Raw genomic sequence first — 11,979 nt, 5'->3', positions numbered from 1 at the left:
GCGGGGCACGTCCTCCGCCGGGAGGAACGGCCCCTGCCCAGATGTAGGGAGCTCCCCCTAGGGGTCTGATCCTGCGGGTGGACACGTCTCTCAGGGACTGCGCCCACGGGTCCACACCGCTGGGTGGAGCGGCAGGGCCCGGCCGTACGGAAAAGCCCTGCTGAGGGGCTTCAGCCGCGGCGGCCCGTGTCCGGGGCCGTCGCGGTGCGGGGCCTCGGGGCCAGCGCCGCGGCCAGGGCCGGGGTGAGGACGGTGCGCGCCTGGGCCGGGGTAAGGGAGGCGGGGGTGGCGAGCGGGTTGAGGTAGCGGGTGTAGATGAGTCCGCCGAGGACCGTCACGACGGCGGTGGCGCGGGCGGTCGCGTCCCGGCCGCCGAGGAATTCAACAAGACGGGCCAGGAGCTCGCGTTCCAGGTATTCGCGGATCACGCTGGCGGCCTCGTCGCCCTGCGCGGTCAGCCGGCGGAAGTCGGCGTCCTCCCACAGGTCCGTGACCGCGTCGATCAGCCGGCCGGGAAGGGTGGCCTGGTCACCGCCCAGGACCTCTTCCACCGCCAGCGCGTTGGCGCACTGGAACTGCATCACGTCCGCGAACAGGCCCTTCTTCGAGCCGAAGTGGTACGCGATCAAGGCCGGGTCGACCCCGGCGGCCCCGGCCACCGCGCGCAGGGTCGTGGCCCGGTAGCCGCGCTCCAGGAACAGCGCACGCGCCACCGGGACGATCGACTCGCGGGTCGGCGGGTTCCCTCGGGGCCGGCCTCGGGAGCGGCCGGGGGCGGGTGCGGCGTTATTCATCAGCGTTGAGCCTGCGTTTCGTGATCGGCACAGTCAAGGGCGTTCCGGCCACCACACGAAGGAATGACCGACACCATGCGTATCGCAGTCTTCGGCGCCAACGGACCGACCGGCCGCCATCTCACCGAACAGGCCCTCGCCGCAGGCCACGAGGTCGTCGCCGTGACCCGCCGCCCCGGCTCCCTACGGGAACGCCCCGGCCTCACCGTGGCCGTCGCCGACGCCACCGATCCGGCGGCCGTCGACGCGGCGGTCGCCGGCACGGACGCCGTCCTCTCGGCGCTCGGCGCCCGCTTCAGCAAGCAGGCCGTCACCCTGTACTCGGCGAGCGCCGCGGCCCTCACCGACGCCATGGCCCGCCACGGCGTCAAGCGGCTCCTCGCCATCAGCTCCAGCATCGCCGACCCCGACTGGCGTCCCACCGGCGCGCACTTCTTCAACCATGTCCTCGACCCGCTGGTGAACCGTCGCCTGGGCCGCACCCTCCACGCGGACATGCGCCGCATGGAGGACGTGATCCGCGGAACCGGCCTCGACTGGACCCTCGTACGGCCCTCGGGCCTCTTCGAGCACCCGGTCGTCACGGACTACCGCACCGCGCCGGTCAGCGCCGACGGCGTCTTCACCGCCCGGGCCGACCTCGCCGCGAGCATGCTGCGCGAGCTGGAGGAGCGGCGCTACGTCCGTACGGCGATGGGCGTCATCACCACCGCGGTGAAGCCGAACATCGCCAGGATGATCTGGAACGAGGGCGTGAAGAAGAAATGAGCCCGGCGACCGTCGAACTCCCCACCGCAGCGCTGGAGTTCCTCACCCTCCCCCTCACGGCCACGCTCACCACACTGCGCCCGGACCGCACCCCGCACGTCGCTCCGGTCCGCTTCACCTTCGACGCGTCCACCGGCCTGGCCCGGGTGACCACCAGGGCGCGGGCCCGCAAGGCCCGCAACGTGGCGGCGGGCGGCGCGGCGGCCCGGGTCGCGCTCTGCCAGGCGGACGGCTTCCGCTGGCTCACCCTGGAGGGCCGGGCCACGGTCGGCGACGATCCCGTACGCCTGGCCGACGCGGTCGGCCGCTACACGGCCCGCTACCGGACGGCCCCACCCGCCCCGCCGGACCTGGTCGTCGTCGAGATCGCCGTCGACCGCGTACTGAGCCTCGGCCTCTGACCCGTACGCCCCATCACCCCGCCCCCGAAAGCGATGTGACACCGCGATGCCCACTGCTCCCGTTCTCGGCACCACGCTCCACTACCGCGAGTCCGGCGACCCCGACGGCCTGCCGTTCGTCTTCCTGCACGGCAATCCGACCTCCTCCCACCTGTGGCGCAACGTCACTCCCGGTGTCGCCGCGCCCGGCCGCCGGCTGCTGGCCCCCGACCTGATCGGTATGGGCGAGTCCGGGAAACCACGCCTCGACTACTCCTTCGACGACCACGCCCGCCACCTCGACGCCTGGTTCGACGCGCTCGGCCTGACGGAGGCGGTGCTGATCGGCCACGACTGGGGCGGCGCGCTCGCCTTCGACCGGGCCGCACGCCTCCCGGGCGCCGTCCGCGCCGTCGCCTTCACCGAGACGATCGTCAAGCCGCTGGTCGGTAATGAATTCCCGGCGGCTGGGCGAGAGTTGTTCACCCTGCTGCGTACTCCCGGGGTGGGCGAGAGCATGATCCTGGAGCAGTCGTTGCTCATCGAAGGGCTCCCGGCCACGCTCGCCACCCCGCTCGCCCCCGCCGATCTCGACGTCTACCGGCGCCCCTTCCCGACCCCGGACAGCCGTCGCCCGGTGCTGGCCTGGACGCGCATGATGCCGCTGGACGGCGAGCCCGCGGACGTCGTGGCGCGCATCGAGCGCTACGACGCCTGGCTGGTCGCCAGCCCCGAAATCCCCAAGCTGCTGGCCGCGTTCGAGCCGGGGCCGGGTGCGATGACCGACCGCGGCGCCGTCGCCTGGTGCGAGGAGAACATCGCGGGCCTGGAGGTCTCCCGGCACGGGGTGGCCGGCCACCACTCCCCGGAGGACCGGCCCGAGGAGCTGGCCGCGGCGATCGACGCCTGGGCCCGGCGCCACGGGCTGGCGCGCCCGCCGGCCGCCCGATGAGGTGTTGCGCTACCCGGGTACGGCTTCGAGCCGCGCCAGCTCCGCCTCACTGAGCTCGGTCTCCGCGGCCCGGGCCGAGTCCTGGACCGACGTCGGCCGGCTGGCCCCCGGCACCGGGACGACCGCCGGGGAGCGGGCCAACAGCCAGGCCAGAGCGATTCTTTGGGGGCTGACTCCCCGCTCGGCCGCGATGCGGTGGAAGGCGGATCCCGTACCGGCCGGGCCCGGCGGGCCGTCGAGTGCGCTGCGGGAGATGCCTCCCAGCGGGCTCCACGGCAGGAAGGCGAGGCCCAGGCTCTCGCTCAGCCGGAGCTCAGACTCGCCGGTGCGCACCGCGGGCGAGTACCGGTTCTGTACGGAGACCAGGCCGGCGCCGAGGATGGCGTGCGCTTCCCGGATCTGGGCGGTGGTCACGTTGGAGATCCCGGCGGCCCGGATCGTGCCGGCGTCGAGCAGGTCGCGCAGCGCGCCCACGGACTCCGCCCAGGGCACGGCCGGGTCGGGCTTGTGCAGCTGGTAGAGGCCGATCGCCTCGACGCCCAGGCGCCCGGCGGAGGCCCCGGCGGCACGCTTGAGGTGTTCGGGGGTGCCGGTGACCGTCCAGCTGCCGTCGCCGGGCCGCCCGCGCCCGCCCTTGGTGGCGACCAGGACGCCGGAGGTGTCGCCGCCGTAACTCCGCAGCGCGCGGGCGAGAAGGAGTTCGTTGTGGCCCCTCTCGCCGGCGTGCCAGTGGTAGCTGTCCGCGGTGTCGATGAGCGTGACGCCCGCGTCGAGGGCCGCGTGGACGGTGGCGACGGCCCGCCGCTCGTCCGGGCGCCCCTCGATGGAGAGCGCCATGGCGCCCAGCCCGATGGCGCCGACCGTGATCTTGCCGATGGTGCGCTGTCGCATGGCGGGTGCTCCTCAGGCAGCGGGGACGGTGGACGCGGTGATGGATTCGGCGGCGGCGCCGCGCAGCCACTCGGCGGTGCGTGAGAAGACGAAACCCAGTTCCCCGGCCCGGGTGTTGCTCATGGCGTAGTACCGGTCGAAGGAGAACGGACCGGCCGGCTCGCCCGCGGCCACGGTCCGGTACGCGGGCTCCCGGCCCGTCTCCACGGCAAGGGCGGAAGCGAGGTCGCGCACGTCGAGCAGACCGTCGGAGCAGGCGTTCAGCGGGCCGGTGAACGCGGTGGCCGTCGCCGCCCACAGGAGCAGGTCCGCCAGCTCCTCGTAGTGGATGAAGACCGTGGGCAGCTCCCGCGCGTGCACGGCGATCTCCGCCCCCCGGACGAGACGGTCGGTGTAGTAGGCGAGCCGGCCGGTGAACTCCCGGGCGCCGCCGCCCAGCACGTGGGCGCTGCGCACGGAGGCGAACGCGAACCGGCCGTCGCGGGTGAAGACGGCCTCGGCCTGCCGCTTGCCCTCGGCGTAGCGGGCCTCGCGGTAGGCCGCGTCGTGCCAGGGCAGGTCAGTCCGTACCGGCCAGGCGGCCGGGTCGACGCGCTCCTCCGGCACGGGGGTGTGCTGCGCGGCGTCCGGCAGGGCGGCGGTCGCCGGGTCGTAGACCTCGATGGTGGACGTCATGACGTAGCGCCGGGTGCGTCCGGCGAAGGCGCGGACGGCGGTCTCGGCCTGTACCGGTGTGTAGCAGACCTGGTCGACGACCACGTCGAACGCACGCGACCCGAGCGCGGCGACGAGGGCGGCCTCGTCGTCGCGGTCGGCGACGAGGTGCTCGGCACCTGGCGGCGGCGGGGCCGAGCCGCGGTTGATGACCGTGACCTGGTGCCCGGCCGCCAACAGCCGCTGGACCAGGAGCTTTCCGAAGTACCGGCTACCGCCGATGACGCAGATCCTTTGCATGCCTCCATCCTGGAGACGTACCGTCATCAGCAGAAGTGCCCACTTGCTGGATGCGTCGTAAGGGAAACTGTTGATCGATGTGCAGCGGCTCCGCGTCCTGCGGGCGGTGGCGGAGCACGGGAGTTTCAACCGGGCGGCCGCGGCTCTGCGTCTCACTCCCTCGGCCGTCTCGCAGCATGTGGCCGCTCTGGAGCGCGGCCTCGGCTCCCAGGTCGTCACCCGCAGCACCCGCGGGGTCAGCCTCACCTCGGCCGGCCGGATCATGGTCGGTGCGGCCGAGTCGGTGGCCGCCGAGATCGAGCACGCGCGGCAGCAGGTGACCGAGCTGGGCTCGGGCCGGGTCCGGCTCACCGTCGCGACGTTCACCAGCGGGGGCAGGCTGCTGCTCCCCGGCGCCCTCGCCGAGCTCACGGCGGCCCATCCCGGCACCGTCCTGCATGTCCGGGAGTACGAGCCCGAGGACAGTCTGCCCCTGGTCCGCCAGGGTGCCGTGGACCTCGCGCTCGCCTACCACTTCGACGGCCCGCTCCCCGGCCGGACGGGCGGCGGCGGCAGCCCCGCCCCGGAGTGGACCGCGCTCATGGACGACCCGCTGCACGTGGTCCTGCCCGAAGCGCATCGCCTGGCCGGGCGCGAGGCGCTCGACCTGGCGGAGCTGGCGGGCGAACCGTGGGTGCTCGGCTGCCTCAAGACGGAGGCGTACCTGCGCCGTTACGCCGAGCAGGCGGGCTTCGATCCCGAGGTGCGCGGCACGACGACCGACTACTTCTTCGCCCGTTCGCTCGTCGCCGCGCGCATGGGCGTCTCGCTGATCCCGTCCATCGCGCTGACACCACAGGTGCCGGGGCTGCGCACCGTCCCGCTCAGGGCCCCGGCCCCGGCCCGGCACATCGGCGTGGCCACGGGCGGCCACCGCCGCGCCCGTACGGAGGTCGCGGCGCTGGTGCGGGCGCTGCGGAAGCAGGCGGCGGGGCACGCCGGACCGCACTGACGGCGAGGCTGCGCCGGCCGGGCGGGTTCGCCGGCCGCCGGAGGACTGGACAACTGGCAGGTTACCGAGGGTAGTTCGGCGCATCCACTCCCCAGCGGGCATACCCGCGAGTAACGTACGCGCTCCTACAGCGCACCGCGCGCTTCCGCCTTGCAGTCCGTCCCCGGGCCCGAGCCATGCAAGGAGCGGCACCGCCATGTCGTACGAACCTCCGCACTCCCCCGGCCACGGACGCCCGCCCCGGCCCGCCCGGCCGCGCCACCGCCCGTCCTGTCCACCCCCGCAACAGCCCGACTACCTGCTGCCCTGGCAGCGTTCGGCCCCCGCGCCCCCGCCGCGCGGAGCCGTCCCGCGCACCACCCCCGTGCCCCCGCCGGGACGCCACGGCGACCTGCGCCGGCTGCGCACCGCTTACCGGCTGCTGCGGCGCACCGCCACCCTGACCGCGCTCGGCTACTTCACCCTCTTCCTGCTGCTGTCCGGCTACGCCCCCGACCTCATGGGCCGTCCTCTCGGCGGCGGCCTCACCGCCGGACTGGCCCTGGGCCTGTGCCAGTTGCCCGTGACCCTCCTCGCGATCGTCCTGTACGAGCGGATCGCGCGCCGGACCGTCGACCCGCTCGCCGCGCAACTGCGCAGGACAGGAGCCCGCCGATGACCGGATTCGACGAGTCCGCCCAGACGATGTCCCTCGTCGCCTTCATCGCGGTGGCCACCGTCACCCTGCTGCTCTGCGTCATGACCGGACCGGACCACGACGACCTCGACGAGTTCTACACCGGCTACCGCACCCTCTCGCCCGTCCGCGGCGGCCTCGCCATCGCCGGTGACTACCTCTCCGCCGCCACCGTCCTCGGCACCACCGGCGTCATCGCCCTCACCGGCTACGACGGCCTCGTCCTCGCTCTGAGCACGGCGCTCTCCCTCGTCCTGCTGATGTTCCTGCTGGCCGAACCGCTGCGCAACGCGGGCCGGTTCACCATGGGCGACATCCTCACCCGCCGCGCCCCCGGCCGTGCGGTCCGCATCGCCGCCTGCGCGGTCACGCTCACCGCCCTCGTCCCGCTCATGGTCGTCCAGCTCGCAGGCAGCGGCGATCTGCTCGCCTTCATCCTCGGGTTCGACAGCTCGGGCTTCCGCACCGGATGCATCGTCACGCTCGGGATCGTGATGATCGGCTACGCGGCGATCGGCGGGATGAAGGGCACCGCGTTCATCCACATCGTCAAGACCGTGGTCCTCCTCGGCGCCTGCCTCACGGTCTCCGTACTGATCATGAGCCGGTTCCACTGGGACACCGGCGCCCTCCTCGACGCGGCCCGGCACGGCAGCGGCGCCGGCGACGCCTTCCTGCGCTCCGGCGTCCAGTTCGGCGGCAACGGCACCGACATGGTCAGCTCCGAACTCACCGTCGTCCTCGGCGGCGCGTGCCTGCCCCACATCACGATGCGGATGACCAGCGCCCGCAGCGCCCCGGCCATCCGCCGCTCGATGTCCTGGGCCGTCTCCGTCGTCGTCGCCCTGTGCCTGCTGCTCACCGTGATCGGCGTCGGCGCGGCCGCGCTCGTGGGACGCAGTGCCATCACCGCCGCCGGCCCCCAGGGCAACAGCGCGATCCTCCAGGTCAGCGGCGCGGTCGCCTCGGCGGGCGAGGCCGGTGCGCTCGTCGTCACGGCGATGACCACGGCCATCTTCCTGACGCTGCTCGCCTCCGTCGCCGGAATGATCCTGGCCTGCGCGAACTCCCTCGCCCACGACCTGTTCGCCCACGGACTGCACGGGATGCGCACCCCGGGCAGGGCGCCCGTCGCCGGCCCCGTCGAAATGGGCACCGCCCGGGCCGCGGCGGCCGGCGTGGGACTGCTCACCATCGCGCTCGCCGTACCGGCCCGGCACTGGAACCTCCAGGCGCTGGTCATGCTCTCGTTCTGCGTCGGGGCGTCCGCCCTGGCCCCGGCGCTCGTCTACAGCATGTTCTGGCGGCGCTTCACCCGTACCGGACTGCTCTGCACGCTCGTCGGCGGCACCGTGTCCGTACTCGTCCTGATCACCGGCACCGACCTGGTCTCCGGGTCGCCCGGCGCCGTCTTCCCCGCCCACGACTTCAACTGGTTCCCGTTCACGACCACCGGGCTCGTCTCCATCCCGGCCGGCTTCCTCGCGGGCTGGCTGGGCACGGTACTCGGACAGCGCACGGCCGTGGAGGAGCGGCGGATGTACGAGGCGGAGGAACCGTGGATCCTCGCGGGGGCGCCGCCGACGGACCGTAACTGACCGCCGCGGCCGCTCCGGCTACTCCGGCAGCCTGGCCCAGAAGTGGTCGACGATCTCCTCCACGTAGCGTCGCCCGTCCTCACCGGAGGCCGTGCTGCCGCTGGCCCGGCTGAGGGTGGCCGCCATGAGGGCCTGGTACTCCTGGTACATGGAGTCCAGCGGCCCGTGCAGCTGTTTACGCTCCACCGAGATGAGCTTGGCGATGGCGCGGACATGCGCCTGCCACCGGGTGCTGACGGCTTCGGTGAGCAGGCGGGCGAGCTCGTCCTCCAGCCCGGTGATCGCGATGTGGTCGCGCGGCGGGAGGCCGAGCAGGCTGCCGAGTTTCGCGGACTGCCGCTGGTCGCCGGTCCACCGGCCGGTCTCCTCCATGTGGACGTAGGAGTCCAGGGACAGGCCCGTGGCGCGGGCGACGTCCTCGGCCGGTATCCCGCGGGCGACGCGATGCTCCCGCAAGGTGCGCGGGTGCCCCATGACCTCGCTGGGATGACACCACAACGCGCCTGCGAGCGCGGCGAGTTCATGGGGATCGGGCAGGGCGGATCCGCGTTCCCACGCCGCGATGTGGTCGGCGGTGACATGAGCCGTCCCGAAGGACGTCCTCATCGCGTACGCGACGTGGCCGTGGGCCATCCCGAGCTTTTCACGCAGGGCTCGGGCAGCACGCGCATTGAAGGGGGGTGGAGGATGCACGCACAGAACGTATGGGCATCGTCACCGGAAAAGCCATGACCGCTGTCGACTGAATCACGCTTTGGCTCCATAGATCACTGGCGATTCCGTAGGAACCGACAGTCGGATTCGAGTCATCAACAACGTTATGGGGCAAGGCACTTGAGGGTTCGGCAGTGGCACGTATGATCCGCTCGCAAGAAGCCGTATGTGTGTTCGCACAACCGCCTGTCACCCGTGCCGGGCAGTAGCGGCTTCTCCCTTTCCCTTCCCCCTGTCCGTTGCAGGCCCAGGAGACGTCCCCATGCACCCCAACAAGACCGCCCCGGCCGACATACCGCCGACCAGATCCGGTGGCAGCGCCCTCGACCGGTTCTTCCGCATCACCGAACGCGGATCGACCTACGGCCGGGAAGTTCGCGGTGGCTTCGCCACCTTCTTCACCATGGCGTACATCCTCGTGCTCAACCCGATCATCCTCGGTGGCGCGAAGGACAAGTTCGGCGACCAGCTGGACACCGTCCAGCTGGTGACCGCCACCGCTCTCGTGGCCGCGGTGATGACGCTCATCATGGGCGTGGGCGGCAATCTGCCGCTCGCTCTGGCCGCGGGTCTGGGCATCAACGCCGTTGTCGCGTACCAGGTCGCCCCGCTCATGGCCTGGGACGACGCGATGGGCCTCATCGTGCTCGAAGGCCTGCTGATCTGCGTGTTCGTGGCGACGGGCCTACGCGAAGCGATCATGCACGCCATCCCGCAGGCGCTCAAACAGGCCATCAGCGTCGGCATCGGCCTGTTCATCGCCTTCATCGGCTTCGTCGACGCCGGCTTCGTCACCCGCATCCCGGACGCCGCGAACACCACCGTTCCCGTCCAGCTCGGCAGCGGCACCCTCACGGGCTGGCCGATGCTGGTCTTCTGCCTCGGCGTGATCATGACGATCGTGCTCCTCGCCCGCAAGGTCAAGGGCGCCATTCTCATCAGCATCGTCGTGATGACCGCCGTCTCCGTCGTCATCAACTCGCTCGCCGACGTGAAGTCCTGGGGTCTGACCGTCCCCTCGATGCCCGACAAGCCTTTCGCCGCACCGGACTTCGGGCTGCTCGGCCAGTTCGACCTGTTCGGCTCGTTCGGCCGGATCAGCGTCCTGACCGTCATCCTGCTCATCTTCACGCTCATCCTGTCGGACTTCTTCGACACGATGGGCACCGTCGTCGGCGTCACCGCCGAAGCCGGACTCCTCGACGAAAGAGGACAGGTGCCGGGCCTGGGACGGGTCCTGCTCATCGACGGCGCGGCCGCGGTCGCCGGCGGTGCCGCCTCCTCGTCGTCCGCCACCACCTACGTCGAGTCCGCCGCAGGTGTCGGCGAGGGCGCCCGTACCGGTTTCGCCAACCTCGTCACGGGCGGCATGTTCGCCCTGGCCCTCTTCTTCTCGCCCGTCCTGACCATCGTGCCCATGCAGGCCGCGTCACCGGCCCTGGTCGCGGTCGGATTCCTGATGATGACCCAGGTCAAGCACATCGACTGGGACCGTTACGACCTCGCCATCCCGGCGTTCCTCACGATCACCGTCATGCCGTTCACGTACTCCATCACCAACGGCATCGGCGCCGGCTTCGTCAGCTACGTCATCATCAAGGCGTGCCTGGGCAAGGCCCGTGAGGTCCACTGGCTGCTCTGGGGCACCGCGGCACTCTTCCTCGTCTACTTCGCGATCGACCCGCTGGAACAGATCCTCGATCTCAAGTAGCCCGCCGGGAAACGCCGAGGCGGTCCTCCGGGTGCGCATCGCGCCACCCCGGGGGACCGCCTCGGCGGGATCGGTGTCCGGGTCAGTTCTTGGCCGCGGCAACCTCGGGCGACGCGGTCGCCTCGGCCTTCTCACCGGCGGCGGACGCGCGCACGGCAGGAATGAACGACGAGATCACCACGGCGACGAGGGCGACCCCGCAGCCGAACATCAGGCCGGTACGGAACCCGGCCTCCGAGGTGAAGCTGTAGCCGGCCGTCTCCGTGGTCATCTGTCCGAGGACCGCGCCGATGACCGCGGCGCCGATCGAGGTGCCGAGTGCGCGCATGAGGGTGTTGAACGCGTTGGCGGCGGCGGTTTCGGACGCCGGGACCGCGCTCATGATCAGGGCCGGCATCGCACCGTAGGCGAGGCCGACACCACTGCTGCTGACCATGAGGAACAGCATCAGGCCCCAGGCGGAGCCCATCAGGAGCATGCCCAGACCGTAGGCCGCCGCGATGACCAGCACGCCGCTGATCAGCGTGAACTTCGGACCGCGGGCGTCGGTGAGCTTTCCGCCCAGCGGGGAGACGATCATCATCATGATGCCGCCGGGGGCCATCCACAGACCCGCCTGGAGCATCGACTGGCCCAGGCCGTAGCCGGTGGCCTCGGGGAACTGCAGCAATTGCGGCGCGATCAGCATGCCGGCGTACATACCGAAGCCGACGAAGAGCGACGCGAGGTTGGTGATGAGCACCCGCGGGCGGGCCGTGGTGCGCAGGTCGACCAGCGGGTCCTTGGTGCGCAGCTCCCAGAAGCCCCAGGCGACGAGCACCACGACGGCGGCGGCGAACAGGCCGACCGTCGTCGCGGAGCCCCAGCCCCACTCGGCGCCCTTGGAGACGGCGAGGAGCAGGCAGACCAGACCGACGGCCAGACCGAGGGCGCCGGGCATGTCGAAGCGCTGCCCCTTGGCCGCGGCCGGGACGTCCGGGATCAGGAACCAGACCAGGGCGAAGATGGCGAGGGCAAGCACGGCGGAACCCCAGAACAGCACCCGCCAGTTGGCGTACTGGGCGACCGCCGACGCGATCGGCAGGCCGAGGGCGCCGCCGATACCGAGGGAAGCGCTGACCAGGGCGATGGAGGAGCTCAGCTTCTCCCTCGGCACCACGTCACGCAGCAGGGCGATGCCGAGCGGCACCATGCCCATGCCCATGCCCTGCAGACCACGTCCGACGATCATGGGGACGACGGTCGACGAGAGCGCACAGACCACCGAGCCGGCGAACAGCGGCACCGCGCACACGAGCAGCATCCGGCGCTTGCCCAGCAGGTCGCCCAGCCGTCCGGAGACCGGAACGCACACCGCCGAGACCAGCAGGGTGGCCGTGATCACCCAGGCGGCGTTGGAGGAGGTCGTGTCGAGGATCTTCGGCAGCTCCGCGATGAGCGGTGTGACCAGGGTCTGCATGACCGCCGCCACGGTGCCGGCGAAGGCGAGCGTGGCGATCACACCGCCTGATCTGGCTGTCGGCTGGGGGGCATCCATGAGGGAGGAACTC

At 71.8% G+C, this 11,979-nt stretch carries 12 protein-coding genes; 7 read left to right on the top strand and 5 right to left on the bottom strand.

Going from position 1 to position 11,979, the window contains the following annotated elements:
• Window positions 1-170: 170 nt before the first annotated feature.
• The gene (locus OG959_RS23355) at window positions 171-794 is read right to left on the bottom strand and encodes a TetR/AcrR family transcriptional regulator (RefSeq protein ID WP_326661373.1); all 624 of its coding nucleotides are present in this window, start codon (window positions 792-794) and stop codon (window positions 171-173) included.
• Window positions 795-869: 75 nt separating this feature from the next.
• Here OG959_RS23355 and OG959_RS23350 point away from each other — a divergent pair, with 75 nt between their 5' ends.
• Genes OG959_RS23350 through OG959_RS23340 form a run of 3 tightly spaced genes read left to right on the top strand, consistent with a single transcriptional unit; the run spans window position 870 to window position 2,894 of the window.
• The gene (locus tag OG959_RS23350; protein ID WP_326661371.1) at window positions 870-1,562 is read left to right on the top strand and encodes an NAD(P)-dependent oxidoreductase; all 693 of its coding nucleotides are present in this window, start codon (window positions 870-872) and stop codon (window positions 1,560-1,562) included.
• Entirely contained in the window at window positions 1,559-1,963 is a 405-nt protein-coding gene (locus tag OG959_RS23345) for a pyridoxamine 5'-phosphate oxidase family protein (protein WP_326661369.1), read from the top strand. The genes OG959_RS23350 and OG959_RS23345 overlap by 4 nt, the downstream gene beginning before the upstream one ends.
• A gap of 46 nt (window positions 1,964-2,009) precedes the next feature.
• On the top strand, window positions 2,010-2,894 hold the full coding sequence (locus tag OG959_RS23340; RefSeq protein ID WP_326661367.1) for a haloalkane dehalogenase: 885 nt from the start codon (window positions 2,010-2,012) through the stop codon (window positions 2,892-2,894).
• 9 nt (window positions 2,895-2,903) lie between these two features.
• Here OG959_RS23340 and OG959_RS23335 read toward each other — a convergent pair whose 3' ends face one another.
• Window positions 2,904-3,785 (bottom strand): aldo/keto reductase, encoded by an 882-nt coding sequence (locus OG959_RS23335; RefSeq protein WP_326661365.1) that lies wholly within the window; start codon window positions 3,783-3,785, stop codon window positions 2,904-2,906.
• A 12-nt stretch (window positions 3,786-3,797) separates the two neighbouring features.
• Window positions 3,798-4,739, bottom strand: a complete 942-nt coding sequence (locus OG959_RS23330) for an NAD-dependent epimerase/dehydratase family protein (protein WP_326661363.1) — start codon at window positions 4,737-4,739, stop codon at window positions 3,798-3,800.
• Between the two features lie 70 nt (window positions 4,740-4,809).
• Here OG959_RS23330 and OG959_RS23325 point away from each other — a divergent pair, with 70 nt between their 5' ends.
• The 3 genes from OG959_RS23325 (at window position 4,810) to OG959_RS23315 (ending at window position 8,004) form a co-directional block, all read left to right on the top strand.
• On the top strand, window positions 4,810-5,730 hold the full coding sequence (locus OG959_RS23325; RefSeq protein WP_326661361.1) for a LysR family transcriptional regulator: 921 nt from the start codon (window positions 4,810-4,812) through the stop codon (window positions 5,728-5,730).
• A gap of 196 nt (window positions 5,731-5,926) precedes the next feature.
• The gene (locus OG959_RS23320; RefSeq protein ID WP_326661359.1) at window positions 5,927-6,388 is read left to right on the top strand and encodes a DUF485 domain-containing protein; all 462 of its coding nucleotides are present in this window, start codon (window positions 5,927-5,929) and stop codon (window positions 6,386-6,388) included.
• Complete coding sequence (locus OG959_RS23315; RefSeq protein ID WP_326661357.1) at window positions 6,385-8,004, top strand: sodium/solute symporter; 1,620 nt, start codon at window positions 6,385-6,387, stop codon at window positions 8,002-8,004. Before OG959_RS23320 ends, OG959_RS23315 begins: the two co-directional genes overlap by 4 nt.
• An 18-nt stretch (window positions 8,005-8,022) precedes the next feature.
• Here OG959_RS23315 and OG959_RS23310 read toward each other — a convergent pair whose 3' ends face one another.
• Window positions 8,023-8,637, bottom strand: coding sequence for a helix-turn-helix domain-containing protein (locus OG959_RS23310; RefSeq protein WP_326661356.1), 615 nt, complete (start codon window positions 8,635-8,637; stop codon window positions 8,023-8,025).
• A 343-nt stretch (window positions 8,638-8,980) separates the two neighbouring features.
• Here OG959_RS23310 and OG959_RS23305 point away from each other — a divergent pair, with 343 nt between their 5' ends.
• The gene (locus tag OG959_RS23305; RefSeq protein ID WP_326661355.1) at window positions 8,981-10,429 is read left to right on the top strand and encodes an NCS2 family permease; all 1,449 of its coding nucleotides are present in this window, start codon (window positions 8,981-8,983) and stop codon (window positions 10,427-10,429) included.
• Window positions 10,430-10,511: 82 nt separating this feature from the next.
• Here the strand turns inward: OG959_RS23305 and OG959_RS23300 are convergent, their stop codons facing one another.
• Entirely contained in the window at window positions 10,512-11,966 is a 1,455-nt protein-coding gene (locus OG959_RS23300; RefSeq protein WP_326661354.1) for an MFS transporter, read from the bottom strand.
• Between the last annotated feature and the right edge of the window lie 13 nt (window positions 11,967-11,979).

The sequence above is a fragment of the Streptomyces sp. NBC_00385 genome, assembly GCF_035917155.1.
Taxonomy (GTDB): domain Bacteria; phylum Actinomycetota; class Actinomycetes; order Streptomycetales; family Streptomycetaceae; genus Streptomyces; species Streptomyces poriferorum.
The sequence above is the reverse complement of the archived record's forward strand: the minus strand, read 5'-3'. Positions and strand labels throughout refer to the sequence as shown.